The 25,901-nt window shown below is 67.7% G+C and carries 9 protein-coding genes and 28 pseudogenes; 10 read left to right on the top strand and 27 right to left on the bottom strand.

Annotation, left to right across the window (positions count from 1 at the left end; all coding sequences use genetic code 11):
• Positions 1 to 966: 966 nt before the first annotated feature.
• The 3 pseudogenes from UK94_RS32460 to UK94_RS73615 all read left to right on the top strand — a co-directional run.
• Positions 967 to 1,347 (top strand): annotated as a pseudogene (locus UK94_RS32460) (potassium-transporting ATPase subunit KdpA); the annotation flags it as partial.
• Position 1,348: 1 nt separating this feature from the next.
• Positions 1,349 to 1,447, top strand: a pseudogene (locus UK94_RS49280) (potassium-transporting ATPase subunit KdpA); the annotation flags it as partial.
• Between the two features lies 1 nt (position 1,448).
• Positions 1,449 to 1,507, top strand: a pseudogene (locus UK94_RS73615) (hypothetical protein); the annotation flags it as partial.
• Between the two features lie 258 nt (positions 1,508 to 1,765).
• Here the strand turns inward: UK94_RS73615 and UK94_RS49285 are convergent.
• From UK94_RS49285 to UK94_RS12310, 7 genes and pseudogenes are all read right to left on the bottom strand, one after another.
• Positions 1,766 to 2,189 (bottom strand): annotated as a pseudogene (locus tag UK94_RS49285) (mycofactocin system glycosyltransferase); the annotation flags it as partial.
• A gap of 1 nt (position 2,190) precedes the next feature.
• Positions 2,191 to 2,400 (bottom strand): annotated as a pseudogene (locus UK94_RS49290) (mycofactocin system glycosyltransferase); the annotation flags it as partial.
• A 1-nt stretch (position 2,401) separates the two neighbouring features.
• Positions 2,402 to 2,599 (bottom strand): annotated as a pseudogene (locus tag UK94_RS49295) (mycofactocin system glycosyltransferase); the annotation flags it as partial.
• A 1-nt stretch (position 2,600) separates the two neighbouring features.
• Positions 2,601 to 2,934 (bottom strand): annotated as a pseudogene (locus tag UK94_RS49300) (glycosyltransferase); the annotation flags it as partial.
• Between the two features lies 1 nt (position 2,935).
• A pseudogene (locus tag UK94_RS49305) lies at positions 2,936 to 3,020 on the bottom strand (hypothetical protein); the annotation flags it as partial.
• 6 nt (positions 3,021 to 3,026) lie between these two features.
• Positions 3,027 to 3,265, bottom strand: a pseudogene (locus UK94_RS49310) (hypothetical protein); the annotation flags it as partial.
• A gap of 22 nt (positions 3,266 to 3,287) precedes the next feature.
• On the bottom strand, positions 3,288 to 3,974 hold the full coding sequence (locus UK94_RS12310; protein WP_050997086.1) for a class I SAM-dependent methyltransferase: 687 nt from the start codon (positions 3,972 to 3,974) through the stop codon (positions 3,288 to 3,290).
• 4,576 nt (positions 3,975 to 8,550) lie between these two features.
• Between UK94_RS12310 and UK94_RS12330 the strand changes: the two genes are divergently transcribed.
• The 5 genes and pseudogenes from UK94_RS12330 to UK94_RS49345 form a co-directional block, all read left to right on the top strand.
• A partial coding sequence (locus UK94_RS12330) for a hypothetical protein (protein ID WP_235487654.1) occupies positions 8,551 to 9,156 on the top strand: 606 nt, incomplete at its 3' end.
• A 1,659-nt stretch (positions 9,157 to 10,815) separates the two neighbouring features.
• The coding region (locus UK94_RS49315; protein WP_235487729.1) for a glycosyltransferase family A protein at positions 10,816 to 10,932 on the top strand (117 nt) is incomplete at its 3' end.
• A gap of 17 nt (positions 10,933 to 10,949) precedes the next feature.
• Positions 10,950 to 11,079, top strand: a pseudogene (locus UK94_RS49325) (glycosyl transferase); the annotation flags it as partial.
• Between the two features lie 34 nt (positions 11,080 to 11,113).
• Positions 11,114 to 11,284, top strand: a pseudogene (locus tag UK94_RS49335) (glycosyl transferase); the annotation flags it as partial.
• A gap of 31 nt (positions 11,285 to 11,315) precedes the next feature.
• A pseudogene (locus UK94_RS49345) lies at positions 11,316 to 11,670 on the top strand (galactosyltransferase-related protein); the annotation flags it as partial.
• A gap of 1,295 nt (positions 11,671 to 12,965) precedes the next feature.
• On the opposite strand, the pseudogene UK94_RS49350 reads toward UK94_RS49345, so the two are convergent.
• Positions 12,966 to 13,267, bottom strand: a pseudogene (locus UK94_RS49350) (SDR family mycofactocin-dependent oxidoreductase); the annotation flags it as partial.
• Between the two features lie 2,811 nt (positions 13,268 to 16,078).
• On the opposite strand from UK94_RS49350, the gene UK94_RS33715 reads away from it, so the two are divergent.
• Positions 16,079 to 16,387, top strand: a complete 309-nt coding sequence (locus UK94_RS33715) for a transposase (protein ID WP_011603752.1) — start codon at positions 16,079 to 16,081, stop codon at positions 16,385 to 16,387.
• 412 nt (positions 16,388 to 16,799) lie between these two features.
• Here the strand turns inward: UK94_RS33715 and UK94_RS49355 are convergent.
• From UK94_RS49355 to UK94_RS12405, 19 genes and pseudogenes are all read right to left on the bottom strand, one after another.
• Positions 16,800 to 17,161: pseudogene (locus UK94_RS49355) on the bottom strand (type VI secretion system ATPase TssH); the annotation flags it as partial.
• Position 17,162: 1 nt separating this feature from the next.
• Positions 17,163 to 18,058, bottom strand: a pseudogene (locus UK94_RS49360) (AAA family ATPase); the annotation flags it as partial.
• 1 nt (position 18,059) lies between these two features.
• Positions 18,060 to 18,162, bottom strand: a pseudogene (locus tag UK94_RS49365) (hypothetical protein); the annotation flags it as partial.
• Between the two features lies 1 nt (position 18,163).
• Positions 18,164 to 18,638 (bottom strand): annotated as a pseudogene (locus UK94_RS49370) (type VI secretion system ATPase TssH); the annotation flags it as partial.
• Position 18,639: 1 nt separating this feature from the next.
• A pseudogene (locus tag UK94_RS49375) lies at positions 18,640 to 19,427 on the bottom strand (Clp protease N-terminal domain-containing protein); the annotation flags it as partial.
• Positions 19,418 to 19,670, bottom strand: a 253-nt coding sequence (locus UK94_RS12375; RefSeq protein WP_268761317.1) for a chaperone modulator CbpM, incomplete at its 5' end; no start/stop codon positions are given. The pseudogene UK94_RS49375 and the gene UK94_RS12375, both read right to left, overlap by 10 nt.
• A gap of 1 nt (position 19,671) precedes the next feature.
• Positions 19,672 to 19,741 (bottom strand): annotated as a pseudogene (locus tag UK94_RS73620) (hypothetical protein); the annotation flags it as partial.
• On the bottom strand, positions 19,738 to 20,162 hold a 425-nt coding region (locus UK94_RS49380; RefSeq protein ID WP_313949491.1), incomplete at its 5' end, for a DnaJ C-terminal domain-containing protein. The pseudogene UK94_RS73620 and the gene UK94_RS49380, both read right to left, overlap by 4 nt.
• 1 nt (position 20,163) lies before the next feature.
• Positions 20,164 to 20,712: pseudogene (locus tag UK94_RS49385) on the bottom strand (DnaJ domain-containing protein); the annotation flags it as partial.
• A gap of 136 nt (positions 20,713 to 20,848) precedes the next feature.
• A pseudogene (locus tag UK94_RS12385) lies at positions 20,849 to 21,334 on the bottom strand (nucleotide exchange factor GrpE); the annotation flags it as partial.
• Positions 21,335 to 21,385: 51 nt separating this feature from the next.
• Positions 21,386 to 21,521: pseudogene (locus UK94_RS49395) on the bottom strand (hypothetical protein); the annotation flags it as partial.
• Between the two features lie 20 nt (positions 21,522 to 21,541).
• Positions 21,542 to 21,672, bottom strand: a pseudogene (locus UK94_RS49405) (hypothetical protein); the annotation flags it as partial.
• Between the two features lies 1 nt (position 21,673).
• Positions 21,674 to 22,854: pseudogene (gene dnaK, locus UK94_RS49410) on the bottom strand (molecular chaperone DnaK); the annotation flags it as partial.
• Between the two features lie 32 nt (positions 22,855 to 22,886).
• Positions 22,887 to 23,058: pseudogene (locus tag UK94_RS49420) on the bottom strand (Hsp70 family protein); the annotation flags it as partial.
• Between the two features lies 1 nt (position 23,059).
• Positions 23,060 to 23,261 (bottom strand): annotated as a pseudogene (locus UK94_RS49425) (Hsp70 family protein); the annotation flags it as partial.
• A gap of 190 nt (positions 23,262 to 23,451) precedes the next feature.
• The coding region (locus UK94_RS76050; RefSeq protein WP_313949492.1) for a glycine zipper family protein at positions 23,452 to 23,843 on the bottom strand (392 nt) is incomplete at its 5' end.
• Between the two features lies 1 nt (position 23,844).
• Positions 23,845 to 23,922, bottom strand: a pseudogene (locus UK94_RS76055) (glycine zipper family protein); the annotation flags it as partial.
• Positions 23,923 to 24,415: 493 nt separating this feature from the next.
• A pseudogene (locus tag UK94_RS49430) lies at positions 24,416 to 24,529 on the bottom strand (DUF1931 family protein); the annotation flags it as partial.
• A gap of 350 nt (positions 24,530 to 24,879) precedes the next feature.
• Positions 24,880 to 25,236, bottom strand: coding sequence for a hypothetical protein (locus tag UK94_RS12405; protein ID WP_011603761.1), 357 nt, complete (start codon positions 25,234 to 25,236; stop codon positions 24,880 to 24,882).
• A 620-nt stretch (positions 25,237 to 25,856) separates the two neighbouring features.
• Here UK94_RS12405 and UK94_RS73625 point away from each other — a divergent pair.
• Positions 25,857 to 25,901 (top strand): hypothetical protein (locus tag UK94_RS73625; RefSeq protein ID WP_268761329.1); only part of this gene is annotated, 45 nt, incomplete at its 3' end.

Genomic DNA, 25,901 nt, shown 5'->3' on the forward strand with positions numbered 1-25,901 from the left:
CCGCATCCCACCGCCAGGAGGCCGGGAACAACGGGTCCTGGATGCCGGCGGCCTCGGCANCTCCTGNGGGGGGAGNAGCCACGGTCGGCTCCGCGGCCTGTGCCATGGCCACGCCCGGACCGAGCAGGACGGCGCCGGTCGCGACACCAGACATCGTGAGAAGAGCGGCGTAACGTCCGGTCCTCTTCTTCATTCCGTACCCTTTCTCNCAAATTTCATTGACCCCACTACTGCGAGCCACAACCTAGCTGGTCAGTCCGTTGAATCGGCGCAGCCGGCCGTGCGGGTTACCCGCGGGATAGTTGACGGAGTCGAAGCTCCAGAGAAATCAGAAGGTTAACTCTTTGGCCTCTCAACCGCCGGAGTTCCGGTTTTGGGTCCAGGTGCAAAGCATCGGAAGGCTTCCCAGAAGATGGAAATAGACGGCGACGCGCCACCAGGTCAACGGCGTGCCGACGAGTCAGAAGCAAGATCTGCGGCCTGGGTACGGCGCTTCATCGCGGCATCAGCTAAAGGCACACCTTCCCCGAATGATGCGCAATGCTATCGGTTGCCGGCGGCCCGGTGAGGAAATCCGGTTTACAACAGGTTATGTGATCACGCGGATACCNGCGAGGATGTCCGGCGGATCGCCCAGGGAACGATGCCGAGAGCCCAGGTCGCCCCCGTCAGCCTGGGTGGGGCTCCAGAACCCCGATTTGGGTGGTTACCTGCACGTTCACCTGCCGGATCGGGCCAGTGTCAGGCAGGCTGGTGAGCCGTGGGGGACTCGAACCTGGTGGGCCTGACGCACCACAATAAGAACCGTCTGAGGCGCTGCCGACGAGGTCCAGCGGTGCCATCCAGTTCCAGCCGGAGAGGCCGTCATCGCCCTTGTTCACCATCCTGGTGAACGCGTTCGTGTTGACCCCGATGAATGCGGTCAACGCCTGGTCGTAGTCATGGAAGAGGGCATTGGATTTCTAGATGGGCACGAATGCCGCGGGCGTCGTCTTCATCGTCTCGATGGTGCTGGCCCTCGCGCTGACCTATCGACCGCTGGGTGACTACGTGGCCCGGGTGTACACGAGCAGGAAGCACCTGCGGGTCGAGCGGGGTATTTACCGGCTGGTCGGAGTGGACCCGGACGCCGAGCAGCGCTGGGCGGTGTACGCCCGCAGCGTGCGGTCAAGCCGGCGCTCGCCTGGAACACGGCGATCAGTCTCACCACCAACACGAACTGGCAGGCATACTCCGGCGAGTCGACGATGGGTCATCTGGTCCAGATGGCCGGGCTGGGTGTGCAGAACTGCGTCTCCGCCGCGGTGGGTATCGCGGTGGTGATCGCACTGGTGCGCGGGTTCGCCCNGAAGAACACCGACCAGCTGGGCAACTTCGGGTCGATCTGGTCCGCACCATCGTGCGCATACTGCTGCCGATCTGCGTGCTGATGGCCATCGTGCTGATCNCCGGCGGCGCGATCCAGAACCTCCACGGCAACCGCGACGTGACGACCCTGACCGGCGGCCGTCCAGCCCAGGCCACCCTCGTGATCCTCCACGTGGAGCACCACCGCACCACCTGACACCAGCACCGACACACCCCGCTGCGACTACCCACCGCAACAAATCGTTTTTGGGAAAGGCTCGGTGTCCCGTAGTGACCACCAGTACAGTAGGAACACCGGTCACTTTCATGGTAGCCCTCCCTCATCTTCCGGCAATGGCGAACTCTTTGACGCGACCCGTGAGAACCNTGTTCATCTGCGNCGGAAGACGCTTGAGGGTCAGGGCTGGATGGCGGGCAGCAACGGCCGGGCCGAGCGACCCGCGAGCGTGCCTGCCCAGAGCCCCGCGCCGTAGGCGAGGTCGTCGAGGCGACGGGCCACCAGGAACCGCGCCGCGCCGAGGTTCGGAGGGACGCGGCGATACTGGAGTGCGCTGTCCGTGAGGGCGGCCAGCAGGACGGCTCGACGGGCGCGCCGGGAGGCCAGCGCGGCGGCCAGGCTGACCGGCCACCAGTGACGCATCATGAGTCGGTTGGTCTGCCTGACGGCGGCGGCCAGGTCGTGCCCGGCGAGCTCGGCCGCGAGCAGGGCCGGGTGGTCCGAGCGGTTGGTGAGCCTCCTCAGGCGAACGGTGAGCACGGCGGACGCGACGGCGGCGGCGGGCAGGGACCACCGTCGCTGGGCCAGGAGCGCCCCGACGAAGNCGGCCCCGGCGGGGGTGAGGACAGCGGGCGCCGCCGCGGCGCCGTGGCGCTCGGCCAGAGCGCGCCCCCCGCTGCCGTAGAAGGCCTTACGGCGTAGCCACGGGATCAGCCGCACCCGATGATCATGCCAGGCGGTCGCGGAGGGTTCGTAGCGCACGTGCCATCCCTGGGCAGCCAGCCGCCAGACCAGATCAACATCCTCGGCAACCTNCATGCCGTCGGTGAAGCCGGTGCCGAGGGCGTCGACGCGGGCCACAAGACAGGCGCTGGGTAGCCAGGCCACCGGCGAGCGTGGGTGCACCAGAGCGGGCGCCGGCCCGCGATCCAGGGACGACCGAACATCCTCGTAACGGGAGATCCAGTTCGATCGGCCGGGCTGGGCGCGCCCGAGGATCCGGGGAGCGACGGCNGCGACCCGGGGATGATGGAAGTGGCGCAGCAGGGCGGCGATCGTGTCCGGGCCGACGGTGACGTCGGAGTCGACGAAGGCGACGAACGGGGTGGTCACCCGCTCCAGCCCGGCGTTACGGGCGCCAGCCGGGCCGCGGTGGCGGGGCAGCACCACCAGTTCGGCGCGGTGGCGGGTCGCGACCTCGGCGACGGGACGCGGTTCGCGGGAGCAGTCGTCGACCACGATCGTTCGGATTCGGTCGCCAAGGCCGCTCATCAGCGCATCGAGTGACGGGGCCCGGTCGCGGACCGGGATCACCACCGTGACCTCGGCCAGCTCGGTCGGCGGGAGCCNATCGATGACCGGGTGGGCCGCGCCGCTGGCCAGCATCTGCATGGCGAGCCGCTCGGAGATGGGACCGGTCACCCGTAGTCGGCGGNCGGTNAGCTGGGCGGCCGCCTCCGCGCGCGGATGAAGCAGCCGGGCGGGAGCCCCCCAGACCAGGGTGCGGCCGCCGTCGCGCACCCGGACGTCACGGCCGAGCTCGACGACGAGGCCGCCGGGCGGCAGGGCCGCCGCGGGGCCGCCGATCGGGGAGGTCATCCGTTGAACCCGCCTTCCGCACTGGCCGGCCCCGGCCCGCTGACGATCAGGGCGGGAGAGGATCGCGGACCGGTAGGCCATGCGCCGGGACGGCCGGTCTGGTTCACGCCCGTCGGCCCGGCGCGTCGGCGCGGCGGGCGATCACCGCGGTGATCAGCGGCGGTCTCCCGGTCGCCGGGTGGCTCCGACGGGTCCGCAGCCGCATCAGCGGGTCCAGATCGAGCGCCGGGGCCCAGCCCTGAACCCACAACCCGGCCGCGGCCATCATGTCCGCAATCTCTCGCCGCGTATGCATCCGGTGTCGGCGTCGTGCGAGGGTGAAGAACGGCCGCAGGAAGCCGACCGCGTGGAAGTCCGCCAGGACAAACACTCCCCCCGGGGCCAGTACCCGCCCGACTTCGGCCACCCCTGCGCGCTGATCGGCCCAGTGATGGAAGGACAGCGTGCTGGTCACCAGATCGAACTCCGCGTCAGAAAACGGCAGTGCCGCGGCGCCAGCCCGCGCCAAGGTGGCCGGCACCCCGGACCGACTGGCCACGCTGATCATGCCGGGTGCCGGGTCGACGCCCGCCAGCGTCGCGGCGGGATAGTGACGCTTCATCAGCGTCAACAGGCTGCCCGTGCCGCAGCCGACATCGAGCACCCGCCGTGGGGAGACACCCAGACCGTCCACCAGCGTGAGTGTCCGCTCGTGGACCGGCCGGAACAAACGCTCCTGCATCGGGCTACGGTCATAGTCCGGCGCCCACCGGTCGAACTGGGCTACGTCCTTGTCGGCTTCCCGGCCCACCCCACACTCCTCCCGTGGTTGCATGACCCGTCTCCACCGCGATTTTCGCGGATGTCTCTCACCAGCCGGTTCACGCGGAATCGCTCTCGCAACTATTCAGGTGCTTTTTGGTTCCACTTTGGGGTGCCGGGCCTGGACCTGATGGCCCAGATCGTATTCGGCGCCGCAGAATTCGCCGCCAAGCAGCCGTTCTTCGACACTCTCGAGGTCCGGTTCGCCGACGACGTCAAGATAGTCTTCGGCATCATCGGCCGGCTCGAATCCAATGCTCCTTGCTTCGTCCAGGGTGAACCAGGCCCTCGTGTTGGCCGATACTCCCCAGACCACGCGATATCCTGGTTCGTTTACACTGATTGCTGCTTCGAAAAGGCTTCCCGCATCGTCGGGAGACAGCCATGTCGCGANCATCCTCGAGTTGTGCGGCTTCTCGAAGCAGCATTGTATGCGAAGACAGATCACGTCCATTCCATNGCGGCTGCTGTAGAGCGAGNCGAGCGCCTCGCCAGNCGCCTTGCTGACGCCGTAATAGGTGTCAGGCATCGGAAAGAGATAGTCTGGAGCGGGCGCCTTCGATCGCGGATAGAACCCCACCGCGTGATTACTCGAGGCGAAGATCACCCGTGGAACCCCTTGCCTTCGAGCGGCCTCGAAAACGGTGTACGTACCGTTGATGTTGGTGTNCAGGATTTTTTCCCAAGCGGTCTCTTCGGCTATCGCGCCCAAGTGAATCACGACGTCGACGCCCGCGCAGGCCTGCTCCATGACGGCCAGGTCCGTCACCGATCCACAATGAAATTCTTCAGCCTCGCCGAGTCCCTCGACAGGGCGAATATCGAGCAGCCGCAGTGTTCGGCCAGGTCGCGTCAGCCTCGGTCNCAGCATCTGGCCGATGCGGCCGGCAGCACCCGTGACAAGAATCCTCTCGGTTTCCACCATGTTTTCCCCGCTACTCTTCTGTCGGCGCCGCCGAGCCAGAGCTCGTCCACCAGGTGGACGCTCACGGTGTCGCCTCCACTGTGGGCGCCTGGCCGTCGGGAATTCCGGTCAGAAGGTAGCGCTCCAGGCGCGGCTCGAACAGGTCCTCGAAGTCGACATTGCGATGCGCGTAGCATTGGGTGCAGGGACCGNACCGCTGGTCGTCCGGCAGATGGCCCGCCCCATGCCACTGCCGGAGATCCCGCCACGGCTTGCCATTCCATATCTGGGTGAAGCCCTCGACGGTCATATCACCCATACATGAGTACTGCATCATCGGTCCGATGAGATAGTCACAGTAACCCACGCTGCCGTCGTAGCCGACCGTCACGTACGACCAGGGGTGCATGCAGAACGGGATGTCCTTCTTGATGCCGACCCGTCGGCCGAACCGTGAGCCCGCGTACAGCTCCACCCCGAGGCGCGCGGCCTCCCGAGCCGCCTCCATGATCGTCGCATCTACCTGGTCGTCCAGGCCGGTGAGAGCGTTGGGGTCGTCGGCGCTCAGCGTGACCGCATGGAGCACGATCGGAATTCCGCCCAAGTCGNCCGAGTAGCGCACGAGGTCGTTCAGGCCCGCCAGCGTGGCCCGCTGGACGGTCGCAGTGATCCGCAGCGACCCGTGCCCGGCGNCACTGGAGTAACGGCCGGCCAGTCGGCGGAGATTACGGTCGATGGCCGAGAAGCGTGNGCCCTGGCGGACGACGCCCAGGACATCCTGGTGTACCGAGTCGAGGGACACGTCCACCATTGCGCCCACGTCGGCCAGAAGATCGAGAGTTGCGGGTCGGTTGAACGAGAGGTTGGTGACGACGCGGCACTGGGAGCGATGCGCGTCCACTGCCCTGATCACGTCGTCAATTTCGGGGGCGAGCAGGCTCTCGCCCCAGCCGCGGATGTCCACCATCTGGGCGGTGGGAAACAAGACCTCGACCACCTCGGCGAGGAAGCTTCGTGGCATTTCACGTTCGCGGTAGCCGATGGCATGGGATCTGCACATGGGGCAGCGGAGGTTGCAGCCCTGGGTCAGCTCGACCAGAACATAACGTGGCATGCTGCGGAGCTCGATCTCTCCGGCCCGCATCTCGGCGAGATTCAGCTCGGCGTTCCGCCTCTTCAGCTCGGCATAGTACGCCGGACTCCGGGCCGCTGTCCTCGCTGGCCGCACACCGGCCGGCACCGATTCCGCCTGACCGGTCGATGTGNCATGATCTTCGATGCCACGCGACATATTGATCCTTTGCGTATCGTGAGTGCGCGGTAACACGCGATGGGCGACGGGCCGGAGACCTGCGCCGAATGAGGTCCAGCCTTCCTTCTGTCCGGCCTTGGTCTGCAGACGACAATTCGCTGCTGGACGAGGCTCCGGTCGAGCCGGCTGAGTCGCTCGGAGAGCTCACGATCCTCGACAACGATGTCCCGCCAGCGCGCCGGAATCTCGGTCGGCGCCACAGCGCGACCAGGCGCTGCTCCCGGGTAAGGCGGTAGACGCACCGTACCGCGCCAACGAGTCGCGTCGGTCAACTGTGGTATTTCACTTTCGTGTTACAACTTTAGTGACAACCGGTGGACAGGTCCCGTCGTCCCTGCCGGTGTTAGGGTGAGAAGAATTCTCGTCGCCTGCGGACGGAGTCATAACGTTGGCTCACGACAATCAGCTCGACAGTCTCGTGTTCACGCTGGTCCCGGAGAATCGCGACGTGGTGGCTGTCGGCCAGACGGCGGTGCAAGCCGGCCTCGCTGGTTTGACGCCGTCAAGTCTGCGACGTGCATCCCGGTCGACGCCACCATCGGNCACGCTGAGGACTTCGCGCGCGTGACGATCAGCGACGACGACCGCTGGCTACTCAGCTACTACCGGAGCTCGCCGGTTCCGCCAGGCGGATCGGTTCTACGGCGACGGGTCTCGTGATCCCGGATCTGACCCCGAGCGTCTCGTCGGTCGATATTCGGTTCGCGTGCCGTGAGACGTTTATGAGCATATTGGAGATGCGACGATGTCATGGTTCGACGCCGGACCCCGGGAGGCGGATGTCGCGCTCGCTTTCCATCTGTGCACCCCGGTGTCAGTCCGGTGCCTGCCCTTCGGGGGCGCACCGTGGGNCGGCGCATCCGTGGTGGTGGCCACCGCCCGCGTGGGTCCGCTCGCGGCGCGGTTCGCCCGGGAACTGTCCGCGGCTGGGGCACGTACGCGGATCGTGGAGGTGGCCGAGCTCACTGGNNGTGAAGGCGCGAGCCCGATAGGAGAAGTGGCCCGGATGTTGCGTGAGCAGCCGGGCCCGCGGTGGCTGGTCTGGGTGTCGGTGCCCGCGGTCACGCCGGCGGCGGTGAGCAGCGTCCACGGGGCTCGCACCATGGCCGAGCTGGCCTGCCTGCGGGCTGCGGCCCGTGGGCTGGTGGAAGGCTGGGAGGAACACGGCCTCGGCGGTATGATCGTGGTCGTCGGATCGGGCGGTGGCCTGGATGAACTGGGCGACCCGGGTAACGGGGCGCTCACCGGCTTCGCGAGCGCGCTGGGCCAGGAGTACCCGGAGTCCGGGATCGCCGTGGTCGACGTCGGGGACCAGAGATCCGCGGCGCTCGCGAGCCGAATCGTCGGCTTGGGGCGCCCGCNCGCCGGTCACCACGAGCTCGGCCTGAGCGGAGCCGGCTACCTGGCGACGGACCTTGTGCCCGTGCGGTCGTCGGTCGTGGACGCCGGTTCGGCCCCGCCCGGCACGGGTGTGCTGGACGCTCTGNGGGAGCCGGACGCCGCCGTGGTGGTATCCGGCGATGTGAGCGGCATCGTCGCCCGCATCGTGTGCTCCGCCGCCGAAGGGCTGGCCGGTCCGGCGCCCGGACAACTCTTCCTGCTCGGTCCGACTTCCCCCGTCGGCGGCCCGTCGCGCCGGGCGCTGGACGCGGTGGAGGTCCAGGCGATGGTGACCCGCCTCCGGGCCGCCGGCATCCGGGTACNCCACGTCGGGGTGGATGTCCGCGCTGCCCGGGGGATGCGCGAGTTCGGCGAACGGCTCCGCCTCGACGCGGTGACGGTCCGCACCGTGGTTCACATCGCGGGCAGCGGACGGTCCGGCGGGATCGCCGACACGCCCGCCGGAGAGTGGGAAGCGGCCGTGGCAGCGGAGGTCGTGGGCTTCGACAACCTGCTGTCCGCCGCCGGGGACGGCGTCCGCCTGGTCATCGCGCACGGTTCGCCGGTCGCCATGCTGGGCCCGCCGGCTGGCACGGGGCGTTCGGCCGCCAACGAGTATCTCGCCCGATCCGTGTCGCGGCTGCGGGCGGAGCGCCCCGGGGTTGTGGCCCAGTACGTCGAATGGCCGCTGTGGGAGGGCCTCGAGGTCGACGACGCCGCGGCGGGCACCACCCGGTTCGCGGGCGCGAGCCTGGACCGTCTTCCCGTGGATCGCGGGGTGGCGTGGGCCTCCGTGCTCGCCGGACAGGCGGNCACGCTTCCGGCACGCCTGGCCGTGCTTCCCGCCCCCGTTCCGCCGCTCGCCCGGGTCGCGCTCAGNGGCCCTTCGGACCGACGCGGCGTAGGAGCGACTACCGGGCCCGTGCCGGGGCGCTGTGATGTGGCCGACGCAGGCGAAGGAGAACGGACGTGAAGGAAGGCCCGATGACGACCGGCAGCGCCTGCTCGTTGCCCGAAGCGGCCCCGCAGGCCCCGCAGGCCCCGCAGGCCCCGCACGAGCCGAACACGGCACCTCTCCCCGAACCCGCGTCCCGGGTATGGGCGGCCAGGGTCTTCCCGGTGGAGCCGTCCCCGGTCGAGCTGCCCGCGCTGTGGGGACGGCCCCTGGACATGGCGCTCCACATCATCGAATGGGTGCACCGGCACGTACGGAAGGCCGAGGTGGACGAGCGGTGGCTGCGTGAGCGGTTCCTGCGCCGCACGCCGGCGGAGATCCTTTCCGAGGGGATCACCTTCGGTGTGCGGCCGTGCCCGGAGCGTACGGTCGTCGCCTCCACCGCGCTGTGCGTGAACGACATTCCCCACACGGTGGTCGCGCATGAGTTCCAGTCGTCAAAGACCGAACCGCCGCTCCTGCATTTTGCGATCGAACTGGATACGGACGACGGTTCATATTTCTTTGACTTCGGCTGGGAGACGATGTTCATCCGCGGCTCCTACACCGTCGGCGAGGGGCCCAAACGGATGATCGGCCTGCAACGCATTCCGATGCCACCCGGCTCCGGGCCCCTCCTGNTGAACGCCCGGCCGCTGGAGCTTCTCCACCTGGTGTCGAGCAAGGAATTCGATGTAGACGAGATGATCGACCGACAGGTCGCCGACCTCGGCCGCGGGATCAGCCCGCGCCTGCTCGAGGAACGCCTCATCTTCAACCATGCGGCCAGTATGTTCAATGCCGAGGCAAGCCGCCAGGGCAATGCCGGGCGTTGAAGCGACCGGGGATCTACGCGATCCGTGACCACCTGCTGTGACCCGGTGGGGCCCCGTCGAGGGAGTGAAATCGTGGCGATCAGCGACAACGACCGCTGGCTATGCAGCTGCCACCGGAGCTCGGAGATACACGGCGCGCTGCTCCGCGAGCTGGCGTGTCGGCACGAAATCCGCGGGGAGTCGATCGATTTCACGCTGTAAACTTCCTGCCATCCGCGCCTGCCTTGGAGGCAAATTGACGCGCCAATCTGTTCGGCTATCGACGGTCGTGATGACCCATCCGCGGCGGGATGAGGCGGCCCGCCGGCTGCAGAGTCAGTATCCGGAACTGGAGATGCGGATCGTACATGATCCGGATCCTTCCGGGCCGCCGGCCACATTGCGGACCGCGAGGCTGGCATGGAAGACGGTCGCCGAGAGCGCGACGCATCATCTGGTGCTGCAGGACGACGTGGAGCTATGCGACGAGTTCGCCGCGGCAGCATATCAGGCGATCGCCTCAGGGCCATCCGGGCCGCTGTCGTTCTTTGCCAACTGGGCATCTCGCTCTGGTCAGCTGGTACGGCTGGCAGCTCTGAGCGGTGCGTCCTGGGCCCCGGTGATGGATCCCTACATTCCCACCCAAGCGCTGTTGCTGCCGGCTCCGCTGGCCCTTGAGTTTGNGGAGTTCGCAGAGNCCCTTCCGTCCACCGTCCCCGACAATCAGGCCATGGCCCACTTTCTTCGGAGTAAGGAGATGACCGCCAGTGTGTGTTGCCCCAACTTGGTCGAGCATGCGGATGCGGACAGCCTGCTGCTACACGATGTCATGTTCGGGGTGCGCAGATCGGTAGTCTTTCCACGTAATGGTGAGNAAGTGTCCGGAGCCCTCGAAAGCGGAACGGTGGAGTCGCGATGCATCCCTCACTTCGAGAGCCTCTCCGGCTTCTCCATTGTCTTCTTCAGGGAGGGTCGGGGAGATGAATCGACATGGAGCATGACGTCTCACGAAGTACTCGGCGATTGTGGAATGTCCAAGTCCGACATCGTCGGAAAATTCCGCGAGGACCTGGCGAAGAATCCGCAGGCAGCGCCGCCGGTGTCAGGTCTCAGTCACCCTTTCGTCTTTCAGTTGTGGATAACCTCATTCATTCTCGGGGCAGTCGCGTCACAACTTCTCGGCGGTCCCGATCGCGACGTCCTGGACATAGGATTGAAGCGCCCCTGGGCACGTCAGGCGTTGGAGACCATACCGGCCGGAAAGCTGCGAAGATTCGTACCCGCGGAGCAGCTTGCAGAGGCCTCCGCACGACTGCTGGGACTCTGTACGGATGCTCTTGGAGCCGGCTTCGTGGNGCCCGCCCAATGGCCAGAACTACTTGACATTCCCTTCCGCTTCAAGGAACCCGAACATCATAAAAGGCGAGGCTCTGCGTACCCTGACGCTAGGTCGACAGGGCTGAGTCGAGCAGGCGGGAATGGTTCATGAATGGGCGGCTACTCTGTAGCGTCATTGTCCCGACATACAATCGAGCAAGGTTACTCGACTACACGTTGGCATCGCTTCTTAGACAGAGCATCAACGTACAGCAATTCGAGGTTNTGGTTGTCGATGACGNCTCCAGCGACTCGACGCCTGACGTGGTCGAACAATACAGCTCCTACCTCACGCTCCGCTACTTCACGCAGCAGGACGCGGGGTACCGTGCGGCCAAGGCGCGTAATGTCGGTATAGCCAACGCGAGCTCGNACATCTGCGTCTTCCTCGACTGCGGTGTAATTNCGCATTCCGAATGCCTGCGCGCCCATGTGAATGTCCATGCCGCTCAATCCTGTTCGACGGCCGTCTGCGGATACGTCTACGGACTGAGCTTCGATGATCACGATGCCGATGCGATCCGCAAGGGAATCGATCTGACCCGTCTGGACGAAGAATTGGCCGGACTCTCCCTCGNGTCCAGATGGGAGGATCCNCGCGAGACGTNCTACCGGAAATATTCGGACTCCTTCGGTGGTCTGCCCGCGCCCTGGGTCGTCTACTGGACCTGCAACGCGTCGGCCAGAACGAGTCAGCTCTGCGAGGTCGGAATGTTCGACGAGGCGTACCGATCCTGGGGGGCCGAGGACATCGATCTCGGCTACCGGTTGCATCGAGCGGGCACGCGATTTGTCCTCAGCCGCGAGGCGGCATCGCTGCACTGGCCACATCCGAAGGACCGTGCCGCCAACACCGCCTCGGTCATGGATAACTACGCCTACTTCAGGTTGACCTACGACGACCCCGCGGTGCGGTTGGTGGGCCGCGTTCCCTTGTTCGAACTCAACGACCTGCTCCTGTGATCGTGACCGGCACTCGCCGAGGAGTGCTTACCGACGATCCTCNCCTCNCCTCNCCCCNCCCCGCTCCGCCCCCGCCGCAGCACTCGACCGCATCCTGCGCTGGTCCCGGTAGCGGTGCCGCCACCGGGCCAACACCCAGGACCAGCCACTGCCNGCGCAGGGGCCATCAATGCGCAGAGGCCACCAGATCAAGCTGGCCTGCTGTCGTTGTTCGGGTGGGCGGCGCCCGGCCGACGCGGGGATGATACCGCAGAAGAAGTTATTCCGAGGGGGATTCCCGCCTTTTTCACGGCATCGAGTCGCGACACCGCCCCCAGCTTCATCAGAATATTGCTGACATGACGTTTGACCGTGTCCTCGGTGATTCCGAGCCGACNCGCAATCTGCATGTTCGTCGCGGCCTCAGCCACAATCTCTATGACCTCCATCTCTCGCTTGGAGAGTACTTCGCGCACGCCCGGCAGCGCCTCTCCCTCGTCGTCGCGAGGCAGGATGACGACCTTGGAATCCTGGTCGTTCAGAAGCAGCCAGACGGTGGCGAGCAGGTGGTCCCGGCGGGTCGCGATCGGCAGGTAAGCACTCGCCCCGCGGCGAAGAAAGGCCTGGGCTGTCGACATGTTGCTGTCCCGCCCGAGCACCAGGACCCGAGAATGCGGATATGCAGCAATCGCCTGATCAACCCGTGTCACATCCGTCTCGAAGGGGCCGCTGGCGTCGACAATCGTCACCTGGACGTTCGCGATGCCCTCTCCGAGTGCAGGGAGGATGTGACCATCGTCCACCGTAGCGGCAACAAAAGCGTAGTCGGCTGACTCGATCATTCTTGCGAGACCGTCGCGCAGCAATGCATTACCGCTGATTAGAAGTGTCCCAGCGCGTACCGTTTCGTCGCGGTGCACCCACTCCTCCAAAGATCGATCACGCCGTGCGCTCTCCAGGAAACGATCTTGTGCAACGTGCTATGAGNATTCATTGTCGCCGAGCCCGGCCGGCCGCCCCTCTGGNCAGTGGACCAGCAAGCCGGAGGAGCACCGCGCGGACTTTCCATGCGACTGGTGCCGGCCGCCGGCGTGGAGGCGCAGGTTAAGGCCGGTGATGTGCTTGGCGTCGTCGGAGGCGAGGAAAAGGAACAGCGCCAGCGAGCCGACGGCGCTCGGCTCGATGTGCGGAATCGGCATCGTCTCCAAAGCCGCAAACGCCTTCTCGGCGCCCTCGCGGGTGGTTNTCTCCAGGCTGGGGCGGAACGACCTGCAGATGGGGTCGTTCTGCAGCNGGCCGATCGCGCCGGCGTTTGNCGCGCCGATCAGGTCGACATCAGTTCCATCGACGAACACGCCCGCCAGCGAAAGGTCGTGCCACGGGCAGAAGCCCGCCTACCCGAGTACGATTTCCAGCCCCGACCGAGTGCGTCGATCACCTTGACGATCTGCGCGAGAATCTCCGGCGTCGCCCGCGGAAAGGGAACGCTCGCGATCGGCTCACAGAGGTCCACCGCGATGACGTCCGCGCCCGCGATCGTCAGCCGCACCGCGTGGCTGAGGCCCTGGCCACCCGCGGTTCCGGTGATCAACGAGACCCTGCCGTCGAGCTTGCCCATAGTGAATCCTTCCGGGGTCGTTCGGGTTGACGGTGCGGCCCGCTCGGCGGCGGGCCGGCCGGCGACGACTCGCGACGGGTCGGCATAAAAAGTCCACGACTTTTCGGTGATCTCGGTGACGACGCTCCATGCCGACGAGATCGCCCTTGTTGATCACGGACGACGACGCCTTGACGACGACTGACAAGGTGACACCGGTGGCCGCGCCAGCTCGCGTAGTCGGCGAGTGCCAGGTTCCGCACTCGACAGGTGATCTCCGACATCAGCCAGCCTGTTCCCGGCGTCCGATCTGGTTATCGTGGTGACTCCGATCATCTCGTCCGGTCGGCCTGCGCTGGCCGATCACCGTCATTGGTCCGACTGACTACGAAAATAGAATGAAACGGGTTTTACGGTCAACCGGCCAGCGTGGCGACAGGGNAGCCGCCGAGCGCCGAAAGTCCTCGGCCCCGCGAGGCCCAGGGGCCGCTGCCTGGGCAAAACCAGCCTGCCCCGAGCCGGCTGTGCTGGCGAGCGACGACTCGAAGTCTTTCCGGCGGGCGCGCTACCTCGGCGGCGGCCCCTCGGCATTGCCGAGGGACTGTCAGACGGTGCGACGGCCGCTGGGGCGGNCCGCATGGAGAGGACGGACGGGCACCGGCTTCAGCCAGACGAGGTGTCCGCCGGCACTGACGCACGGGTGACGTCAACGGAGAAGGATCTCGGGGCACGAGTTCGCTCGTCACGCGCAGCAGCATCAGTCCGAGAGCGTCGCGCGTCAGGGTGTAAACGACCACACCATAACCATCCGGNCCGCCCGACATGGGCACTGCCCGGCAGATAGACGCGCAGGTCACCGCCCAAATCGGGGTCTGGAGCCCCACAAGGTTCGGTGAAGAGCGGCTCGGCGACATCACGGACAGCCGTCCCGGTGCGTAGACTCTCATCGCTGCGCGCGCATGAGGCTGACGGCTTTGCGTACTTCCGCCGTGAAGAGGTCGGGTTCCTCCCAGGCGGCGAAGTGGCCGCCGCGGGAACGTCGCGAAGTTGAGGTGGATACCCTCAAGTCCGGCGGNCTGCAGCGCGGCGATCTCTTCGGTGACGGCGGCGCCGAGGTTGCCGCCCTGCGCGTACCAGTGGTGGTAGCCGTGCCGTTCCATGAGGGTGCTCCAGGCCCGCGCGGTGCGCTTGAAGTCCCATCCCGGTTCCGTGGGGGGCTGGGAGAAACCGAAGCCGGGCAGGCTGGGAATGACCAGGTGGAAGGCATCGCTGACGGCCCCGCCGTGGTCCTGGGGGTGGGTCAGTGGGGCGATCACGTGCCGGAATTCCAGGACGGAACCCGGCCAGCCATGGGTCATGAGCAGCGGNGTGGCGTCCGCGTGGGGTGAGCGGATGTGGAGGAAGGCGATGTCCAGGCCGTCGATCTGGATGGTGGAGTGGTTGTAGGAGTTGAGGAGTTGTTCGGCCAGGCGCCAGTCGTAGCTGGTGCACCAGTACTTCACGAGACTTTTGATCCTGGCAAGCTGGGGGCCCTGGCTGGTGTCTGTGACGGTCTCGGGGGCCGGCCAGCGCGTGCGGTCCAGACGGAGGTGCAGGTCTTGCAGGTCCGCCTCGGGAACGGCGATCGGGGAGGGGACGACGGGGTGGGTCATGGTGTGCTCCGGTCGACGGTGATGGTGGTGCCGGAGNTGTGCCTGCCTCCTTCGCCGGCGAGGTGTGCGACGGTTGCCGCGATGTCCGAGAGGTCCGAGCGGTCCGCTGCCGCGATGTCCGAGGGGTCCGCGTAGCGGCCGTGCGGTGTGGCATCGCGGAAGATTGCGGCCATGGGGCCGTCTGCCGGGTTGGCCTCGGTGTCGGTCGAGCCGGGCTGGACCATTACCGCGGTGATGCCCTGGGGCCGACCTCACGGGCCATTGCTCGCGTCAGGCCGCCCAGCGCGGATTTGCTCGCCGTGTCCACGACGGCGCCGGGGATGGGGACACGGTCGGCGAAGTTCGGCCGCACTGTTCACGGCGCCGGACAGGGCTTCGGCGTCAGCGCTGTCCGCCGGCAGCCCGATCGCGGAACGTCCCAGCTCCGGGAGCTCCTCGGCCGGCGCTGCCGCCTGCTCGTGAGAGTTGGTGTAGGTGAAAGCGACGTCGGCGCCCTCCTGGTCCCAGCCTTCGCACGGTTGCGGCACCGATGCCGCTGCTTCCCCCGTGACCAGAGCGGCCTGGCCGGACGGTTTGTCATCGTGCCCTCCAGCTTCTTCCTGTCACTTTCCTTGCCTAAGCAAGTGTTATCCTAGTTTCCTTGCTTAGGCAAGTTATCTCGGGCAAGATGGCAGAGTGGCCGAGCCCATCCCGCTGAGCCCGCAGGAAGAGCAGCTCGTGCGCCAGATCGGGCGCCTGGTGCATGGTTTGCCACGCTTCCTCGAAGATGACATGGCCGGTGCGGCCGGGATCGCCATGACCGACTTCGCGGTGCTGATCGTCCTGGCGGAGGCGCCGGGCCAGCGCCTGCNCATGGCCGATCTGGCGTGGCAGGTGGGACTCACCCCCAGCCGTATCACCCGCGTCGTCGACGGCCTGCGCACGCGGGATCTCGTCACGAAGGGGCGTGACCCCGGCGACGCGAGAAGNAACGTCGCGGCCCTCACGGCCACAGGACGCNTCGCGGCCCGCGAAGCTCAGCCTCACTACGTGGCGAGCGTGCGCCATCNCATCCTGACCCACATCCCGCCCGAGACCATGGCCGCAACCAGGGGGGGCATCAGCCGCGTCACCGACGCACTGCTTTCTGACTACGGTCCGCGGCGCGAGCGGGGCCTGACCCAGGAGTCTGGACACCGGAGTGACCCGGATCCTGATGGCGCAGGAGAGCGGAGTCCCCGTGGGGATGAAGTACTACCCCGCCGAGGTCAAGGCGGACGTGGTCGCGCTGTGCCGGTCCCGTCCGGGAGCGACGATCAAGTCGGTCGCTGCTGATCTCGGCGTGAACACCGAGACGATCCGGACCCGGATCCGGGCCGCCGACGGTCGCCGGTCCGGTGCTCACTTCGCACCGCCGGCGGCGCCGCGGCCTGGTGATGACGCGGTTCAGGCGGACGCAAACGCCGCTCCGCCGCCGGCGTCGGCGCCGGCGTGGTGGGATTCTTCGTGACGGCGGATCCGGGTCCGCCCCGCAAGGGCATCACTCCCGGTGGGCCACAAGTCGGCCATGAGCACCCGAAAGATCGCGGTCCTGTTCGCGAAGCACCGATAGACCGACGTACCGGTGCGCCCGGACGCTTCGCCGAACGCCTCTACTGTGACCCCGTGGTAGCCCCGCGCACCGAACAGCGCACGAGCCGCCTCGATGATCTCGGCCTGGACGCGGTTGCCGTGACGGCCCAGAGCGAGGNCATCATCCTGCGGAACGCGGTGGACCGGGATGGGCCCTACCAGACGCCACGGCCAGATCCTACGGGTTACCAACACCCGGTAATGGTGGTTCGGCGGTGCCGTAGGCGGAGTCGCCGAGGACCTCGCCGGGGGTGTCCACCCGCGGCTGAGTACCGCGCCCGCCGCGGCCGTCATCCCCCTTGCATCGCGGGCACGTCATGCGTGACAGTGAGACGGCCCTCGATCAGGTCGACGGTGACGCGGGAGCCGTCGGTGACGTCGCCGGCGACCAGTGCCCGGGCGATCCGGGTCTCGACCTCGCGTTGGAGGAACCGCCGCAGCGGCCTGGCGCCGAAGACCGGGTCGAACCCCTCCCGGGCGATGAACAACCGGGCCGGCTCGGTGATCTCCAGGGTGATCCGGCGGTCCGCGAGCCGCCGGCGCAGGTCCTCCACCAGCAGGTCGACGACCTGTTCGATCTCGGCCAGGGTCAGCGGCTTGAACAGGACGATCTCATCGAGCCGGTTGAGGAACTCGGGGCGGAAACGTTCTCNCAGCTCGGCCATCACCCGGGCCCGCGCCTCGGGTTCGATCTTGCCGTCGGGCGTCACCGCGTCCATCAGCCACTGCGAGCCGATGTTCGACGTCATGATGATCACCGTGTTGGTGAAGTTCACGGTGCGGCCCCGCGCGTCGGTCAGCCGGCCGTCGTCGAGGACCTGCAGGAGCGTGTTGAACACATCCGGATGCGCCTTTTCGATCTCGTCGAAGAGGACCACGGAGTACGGCTTGCGGCGCACCGCCTCGGTGAGCTGCCCGCCCTCCTCGTAACCGACATAGCCCGGAGGAGAGCCGATCAGCCGGCTGACCGTGTGGCGCTCCTGGTACTCGCTCATGTCGATGCGGATCATCGCCTCCTCGGCGTCGAACAGCGCCTCGGAGAGCGTGCGCGCGAGCTCGGTCTTCCCCACGCCGGTCGGTCCCAGGAAGATGAACGACCCGACCGGTCGCCGGGGATCCCTGATACCGGAGCGCGCGCGGATGACGGCGTCCGCCACCAGGCCGACGGCCTCGTCCTGGCCGACCACCCGCTGATGCAGGATGTCGTCCAGGCGCAGCAGCTTCTCGCGCTCGCCCTCGACGAGCCGGGTGACGGGGATGCCGGTCCAGCGGGACACGATGTCGGCGATCTCCTCCTCGGTCACCAGTTCACGCAGCAGCGGTTGCCCGTGCTGGCGGCCGGCCAGTCGTTCCTCCTCGGCGGCCAGCCGGCGTTCCAGCTCCGGGAGTTGGCCGTGGCGCAGCTCGGCGGCGGTGTTGAGGTCGTAGGCCCGCTCGGCTTCGTCCGCGCGCCGGCGGACGTGCTCGATCTCCTCGCGCAGCTCCTGAACCTTGCGGATGGCCTGGCGCTCGGATTCCCACTGGGCGCGCATCGCGTCGGCCTCCGCGCNCAGGTCGGCGAGTTCCTTGCGGAGCTGGTCGAGCCGGGCGACGCTGGCCGGGTCGCTCTCCTTCGCCAGCGCGGCCTCCTCGATCTCCAGCCGGGTGACCTTGNGGGTGGTCTCGTCGAGCGCGGTGGGCATCGAGTCGATGTCGGTGCGGAGCATGGCGCACGCCTCGTCGACGAGGTCGATCGCCTTGTCGGGCAGGAACCGGTCGGAGATGTAGCGGTGCGACAGCACGGCCGCGGCGACCAACGCACCGTCCTGGATCCGCACGCCGTGGAAGATCTCGAACCGTTCGCGCAGTCCGCGCAGGATGGAGATGGTGTCCTCCACCGACGGTTCGTCGACCAGCACCGGCTGGAAGCGGCGTTCGAACGCGGCGTCGGATTCGATGTGCTTGCGGTACTCCTCGACGGTGGTGGCGCCGATGAGGTGCAGTTCGCCGCGGGCGAGCATCGGCTTGAGCATGTTCCCGGCGTCCATCGATCCCTCGGCGGCACCGGCGCCCACGACGGTGTGCAGCTCGTCGACGAACAGCAGGATCCGGCCTTCGGCCGCCCTGACCTCGCCGAGGACGGCCTTGAGNCGCTCCTCGAACTCGCCCCGGTACTTGGCTCCGGCGACCAGCGCCGCCAGGTCGAGCTGGAACACCGTCCGGTCGCGCAGTCCCTCAGGTACATCGCCCCGGTGGATGCGCTGGGCGAGGCCCTCGACGATCGCCGTCTTGCCGACCCCGGGGTCGCCGAGCAGCACCGGATTGTTCTTCGTCTTGCGGGAGAGGATCTGCACGATCCGGCGGATCTCGGAGTCGCGGCCGATGACCGGGTCGAGCCGATCGTCGCGGGCCTCCGCGACCAGGTCGCGGCCGTACTTCTCGAGCGCCTCGTAGGTGGCCTCGGGGTTCGCGGACGTCACCCGCTGGTTCCCGCGCACCTCGGTCAGGGCGGCGAGCAGCTTCTCCCTGGTGAGGCCGTTCTGGGCGAGGATCCGGCCGGCGGCGCCGGACTGTCCCTCGTCGACGAGGGCGAGCAGGAGGTGCTCGACCGACACGTACTCGTCCTTGAGCCGACCGGCCTCCCTGCTGGCGGCGTCCAGCAGGCGGGACAGCCGCTGGGTCACGTACACCTCGCCGGGTCGCGCGCCGGGTCCGGACACCCTGGGCCGGCGCCGCAGTTCGTTCTCGACCGCTTCGGCGACCGCGGCCGGATCTCCGCCCGAGGCGATCAGCAGGCGGCGCACCAGTCCCTCGGGTGGTTCGAGCAGCGCGGCCAGCAGGTGCTCGCCGTCCACCTCGACCTGGCCGAGGCGCACCGCTCGTGCCTGCGCGGCGTCAAGAGCCTCGCGGGACTTCTCGGTCAGCTTGTTCATGTCCATGGATGCACCTCGCCTCGGGCGGGTCGGGCACGGAGGAGCCGTTCGAGTTCGTCGATCCGGTCGAGCAGGTCGAGCACGACCCCGGTCGCCGTGTAGGTGATGCCGAGGTCGCGGCGCAGCCGTTCGATCCGGCCGGCGCGTGCCACCGCCGTCATCGCGAGTGTGTAGTGGCCGGCGGGGTCGATCTCCGCGTCGAGGAGACCCAGCGTCACCAGCCGTCGGACGAGGTCGGGATGCAGGTGCNCCGCGCCACAGAACGCGTCGAGGTCGAGGCCCTGGGTACGGGCGCCGGCGCGCACGAGCAGCGTCGTCATGACCTCTCCCTGGGGTTGAAGGACGAGACCTCCGCGAGCTCGCGGAACAGCTCCGTCTCCCGCGCGGTGGGGTTGGCCGGGACCATGATTCGGGCGTGCGCGTAGAGGTCGCCGGCGCGGTCACCGCGCCTCGAACCACGCGCCGGGCGGGGCAGGCCCTTGCCGCGCAGGCGGAGCTTGCGGCCGGTGGAGGTGCCGGGCTGGACGGTGACGGTCACCTGCTCGCCGTCCGGGATGGTGATGGCGACCTTCGTGCCGAGCACGCCCTCCCATGGCGCGAGGGGCAGATCGGTGTGCACGTCCCGGCCTTCGACCCAGAATCGGGGGCCGGGCACCAGCCGCACCACGAGGTAGAGGTCGCCCGGATCCCCGCCGTCCCGGCCGCGGCCGCCCTGGCCCGCGAGCCGCAGCCGCTGCCCGTNCATCACTCCGGGGGGGATGGTGACCTGGACCTCGCGAGGTCCGGTCGGGCCCGCCAGGGTGACCCTGCGCCGACCGCCTTGGTAGGCCTCGGCGAGGGTGACGTCGATCTCGGCTTCCTGGTCGGCACCGGACACCGGTCCCGCCCGGCCTCGGCCGCGGAAGAAGCCGCCGCCCGTGCCGCCGAACAGGTCCTCGAAGTCGAACCCCTCGAACCCCTCGAACCGGAAGCCCGGGCCACCGGCGCCGGCACGCGCCCCGGCACCCGCGCCTGCGCCCGCCCATCGTTCGGCGCCTTCGGGCATCCGGCGGAAATCCCGGCCGAACCGGTCGTAGCGCGCCCGGGTGTCGGGATCGGAGAGCACGTCATACGCCTCCGACAGGTCCTTGAACCGCTCCTCGGCCCCAGGATCGGAGTTGACGTCGGGGTGGTACTGGCGGGCGAGTTTCCGGTACGCCCGCTGGATCGCGTCGGCGTCGGCGTTCCGGGGAACCCCGAGGATCTCGTAGAAGTCCTCGTTGGCCCGATTCGTGGTCTGGCCGCTGCTCATGTCACGATGCTTCCGACTCGGTATCCGGTTCTGGTCCCTTTCCTGGTTCCGACCCGGTATCCCGCCTTGGCCCGTCGTTCGATTTTGCTCCGTTGTTCGATTCTGGTCCGTTGTTCGGTTTCGGTCCGGCGCTCANGGCCACGGACGCGGGGCGCAGTACGCGGCCGTCGGCCTGGTAGCCCGGGCGGAGCACCTCCACGACGGTGCCCGCCGGGGGAGGACGGGACGTCGAGCCGCTGTCGACGACGGCGCCGACCTCGTGACGGGTCGGGTCGAAGGCGCCGGTCTCGTCGTCGAGCCGAGTGACCCCGGAGTTCCGCAGCGCGCCCAGAGCGAGCTGGCGTACCCCGCGTACCCCGTCGACGAGCGAGTCCGGGTCGGCGTCCGCGTGCGAGAGGGCGAGCTCAAGGTGATCCAGCACCGGCACCCACGCGAGAACCACACGATCCCGCTCGGCTGCCTTCGCGGCGCCGATCTCGCGTCCGGTCCGCCGACGGTAGTTGTCGAAGTCGGCGAGGGTCCGCAGGTGGCTGGCCTGGCACTGCTCGAGCTTCGCGGCGAGGTCGGGTGCCGGGGTGGTCTCGGGCCGCTCGGCATCCGATCGGTTCTCACCCATCGTCATGCGTGGTGAAGTCGGCGTCGATGACGTCGTCCCCACCGGCCGAGGTCTCGNCCGGTCCACCGGCTCCAGCTCCGCCGCCTCCAGCTCCGGCTCCGGCTCCGGCGCCGCCGCTGGCCGTCGGTGCCGTCTCGCGCTGCGCGCCGGCCGGGAGGCCGTAGAGGACCTGCTGGAGATCGTTGATGATCGGNCGGACGCGGTCGACGTCGNCGTGCTCCTCCAGCGCGCGGCGGGCGTCGGCGATGAGCTGTTCGGCGCGGGCCTTCTCGTGCACGGGGACCTGGTCGCCGAGTTCGGTGAGCCGCTGCTCGACCTGGTAGACGATCGTGTCGAGCTGGTTGNGGGCGTCGGCGTTCTCGCGCAGCCGGGCGTCCTCGGCCCGGTTGCGCTCGGCGTCGGCGACCATGCGCTGGATCTCGTCCTGCGGCAGGTTGGTGTTGTCCGAGATGGTGATCTGCTGTTCGGCGCCGGTGCCCTTGTCCTTCGCGGTGACGTTGAGGATGCCGTTGGCGTCGATGTCGTAGGTGACGTCGACCTGTGCCTGGCCGCGCGGGGCGGGTCGGATGCCCTCGAGCCGGAACCGGCCCAGCGTCCGGTTGTCGGCGGCCATCTCACGTTCGCCCTGGAGCACCACGATGTCGACGGCCGACTGGTTGTCCTCCGCCGTCGAGAACGTCTCGCTCCGGCGCGCGGGGATGGTGGTGTTGCGGTCGATCACCTTCGTGCTCACGCCACCGAGCGTCTCGACACCGAGGGAGAGCGGGGTGACGTCCAGCAGCAGCACGTCGGAGACCTCGCCCTTGATGACCGCGGCCTGGATGGCGGCGCCGACGGCGACGACCTCGTCCGGGTTGACCGTCATGTTCGGTTCCTTGCCGGCGGTCAGCCGGCGCACCAGGGCCTGCACGGCCGGCATGCGGGTGGCGCCGCCGACGAGGATCACCTCGTCGAGGTCCTGCTCGGAGACCTTCGCGTCCGCCATCGCCTGGCGCAGCGGCGGCAGGCATCGCTCGAGCAGATCGGCCGTGATCTTCTCGAACTGCGAGCGGGTGATGGTGGTGTTGAGGTGTCTCGGGCCGTTCGCGTCGGCGGTGATGAACGGCAGGTTGATCTGGGTCTGGGAGACAGTCGAGAGCTCGACCTTCGCCTTCTCGGCGGCTTCGAAGAGCCGCTGCAGTGCCTGCGGATCGTTGCGCAGGTCGATGCCGGTCTGGTTCCGGAACTCGTCGGCGAGGAAGTCGACGAGGCGGCGGTCCCAGTCGTTGCCGCCGAGATGGGTGTCGCCGGCGGTCGCCCGCACCTCGACGATGCCGTCGCCCACGTCGAGGACGGACACGTCGAAGGTGCCGCCGCCCAGGTCGAAGACCAGTACGGTCTCGTGCGACCTCTTGTCCATCCCGTAGGCCAGCGCGGCGGCGGTGGGCTCGTTGATGATGCGCAGCACGTCCAGGCCGGCGATCCGGCCGGCGTCCTTGGTCGACTGCCGTTGCGCGTCGTTGAAGTACGCCGGCACCGTGATCACGNCTTCGGTGACCTTTTCGCCGAGGAACTTGGNGGCGTCGTCGGCCAGTTTCCGGAGCACCATCGCCGAGATCTCCTCGGGGGCGTACTCGCGCCCGCGAACGACGATCCTTACTGCGTCTTCCTTTCCGGCGGTGATGTCGTACGTGACCGTCTTCAGCTCGCTGGTAACCTCGCTGTACCGGCGGCCGATGAACCGCTTGACCNCGGTGATCGTGCCTTTGGGATTGAGCACCGCCTGACGGCGGGCGAGTTCACCCACCAGCCGCTCGCCGCTCTCCGTGAAAGCAACGACCGAAGGCGTCGTGCGCGAGCCCTCAATATTGGGGACAACTGTCGGCTGGCCGCCCTCGACAACGGCGATGACCGAGTTCGTCGTCCCCAGGTCTATTCCTACTGCCTTACCCACGATGACCTCCCGGTGGGAGCCTTCTGGTGGAAGTGGCGGGGCCCCGGCAGTCCTCACGACCACGGTAGGACCGGCCGGACGAAGACCGCAACATGCCGCCACCCGGCGAACCAGTGCAAGACGGCGGAGCAGAGGCCGACACGTCCGCACGACGCGCCACCGCGCGCGCCGGGCCGGCGGACGATCAATGTCAGCTTCGGCTGCTCCCGGCGGACGAGAGCCGGCCGAACTCGGTCTGCGCCAGAAGCCGGGCCGCCTCGTGCGCCACGTCGGCATCGACGAGCAGGTCGTAGCGATCGGCACTCAGCGCCGACACGGAGACGAAATCCCGCCGGCCCCGGCTGAACGCGTACATGAGCAGGCCCATCAGAGCACCGAGGACTGCGCCGAAGATGGCTCCGTAGAGCGCGAGCAGCGCCGCTGCCTGGACAGGATTGATCCAGTTGAACAGGCCGAAGATCCAGCCGATCAGTGCGCCCGTGACGGCACCGGCGAGCGCCGACCGGCCTGCCGCGGACGCCCAGGTCAGCCGGCCCGTGACCTTCTCGACCGTGTGCAGGTCGCGGCCGACGATGGCGGTCCNTTCCACCGGGAAGTGAAGGTCGGCAAGTCGATCGACGGCCCGTTCGGCATCGGCGTAGGTACTGAAGGTGGCGACCACTTGCTGCGACCCGACCGTGTGGCCGGTCCCGTCCGCACGGTCCGTTCCCCGCTCGCTGCGAGCATCATCGGGGCCCGGGTCGCCGCGGTGGAGAACCCCTGCTCNAGGAGCACCGGCTCCAAGGTCATTCGACCGTGAGCCGCGGGCACTGCCCCCATCTGTCGCGAAATTGCCATCACCATGTGACATATCGATCGCCCCCACCCGACGTGGGTCGTGATTGCACCACCGCGCAGGGCATCCAAGATGTTTCCCCGAACGACGCGGTCGTTCTGGAGAGCCTGCCCGCNTGCCGGGTACCCAACCGAGTGTGCCCAAGATCCCCGGGGGCCACCACATCGAGATCTCCGAGCCCTCGGCGACGCGGAGCGGCCGGGCGATCGANGATGTTTCGGCCCGGGCTGACCTCACCACGCCTTCCCTTCCTCGCGTGNCTTCCCCCAGGTGTTCAAGGGAGGTTCACCGGCGGCTTAAAGGAGGAGGTCGAAGATGNGGCTGACGCGTTCCCATTCGCTGGGTCCGGGATTCTTGAGCTCCGGTTCGATGATCGTGAAGGCTCTGGCGAGTGCGAGGCTCAGTCCGCCGACGATGAGGGGAAGGCGGGCCGNGGTGTCGTCGCTCAGGGCAAGGTCCAGCGGGGGACGAGCCGCGATCTGTTCCAGGATGGGACGCAGCTCGATCTCCTCGTCGAGATCCCGGAAATGATGTATGCTCTCCTGGAGGCCCTTGGTGATGGGCAGGTCCCAGGGTTCTATCACATCTCGGACGTTTGCCTTCGCGGTCGCCTGCGCCATGAGCAGCAGATCGTAGACCTTGTTGTTGACGAAATCGCCGTAACGCTTCACGTCGTTCTTGTCCATGTCCAGACCCGCGGCGATCCGGANGAATCGCTCGAATCTGGTCACGCCCATAACCGGCATGGTGGTCCTCCCTCGGCTGGTCGTCGCGTGCGCGCCGCTATCCGGCGCGTACAACGTCAAGCATTCCATGCAGGTGGGCGGCGGCCTGTTCAACGTCGAAATGCTTGTACTGCCCGGCTCTCGACTCGGCAGACAGGACCCCGCACCGGTGCACGTTCTCGAAGTCACCGTAGGGGAACTTGTACCGCGTCCTCCGGCCCTCGCCGACCTTGTCGTCGATCCCCAGGTACCACCTCTGGTACTCACCGAGGCCATGCTCCTCGACGAACCTTCTCTCCCGCTGAGCTGACGGCTGATGCTCGCTCCAGTCGTCCCGCTCGTCCAGCATGACCTTCCTGTCCTCGATCAGCTTCCGGGCATGGTCATAGGCCTTTCTGTTCAGTCTCACCGCCACGATCTCCCCCGATCCTCATTGCTACGTTTCTACCCGGGTCCACTCTGCCCACGTCNACGTAGCCAGAGTGGAACGGGTGGGCTGGTTCCNCAAGAGATCAGTTCTCGAGCTCACANGAACGCTATCTCAGTAATGTCGCCGCATGCTCCCATGCCTCTGCGCGGGGCCGCGGGAGCCTGGGAAGGCCGCGGGAGCCTGGGAAGACAGCCGCGAACCGGCGATGTGTTTTCTGTTGGNCGCGGTGGGGCATCACNCCATTTTGGTCGCCGAGCAGGCAGGATAGAGGGTCATGTCCAATAACCGCGTGTTTCGTGACCGCAGGCTGGGGTGCGGGCCAGGAGGAACTGGNGATGGGCGCGATCGCCGGCGGCGGGGTGCTGGTTCAGGCCACTTCGAGGAGTCGTATGTCTGAGCGGCGCTCGACCACCGACCAGAACCTTCGACGGGAGCACGGCGCAACGGACGGGGAGGGACCGNCCGCCGCAGCCACGCCGACCTCCGCACGTAGGGACGCGTTCGACCCGACCGAGACTCCTGATCGGACCGAGACTCCTGATCTGACCGAGACACCCGACCTGTACGGGGCGTATCCCAGGCTGTCCGACGATCAGATCGCGACCCTGGCCGCCCGCGGGGAACGGCGCCAGGTCCGGGCCGGCGAGGTG

The sequence above is a fragment of the Frankia sp. AvcI1 genome (assembly GCF_001420875.1).
GTDB classification, from domain to species: Bacteria; Actinomycetota; Actinomycetes; order Frankiales; family Frankiaceae; genus Frankia; species Frankia alni.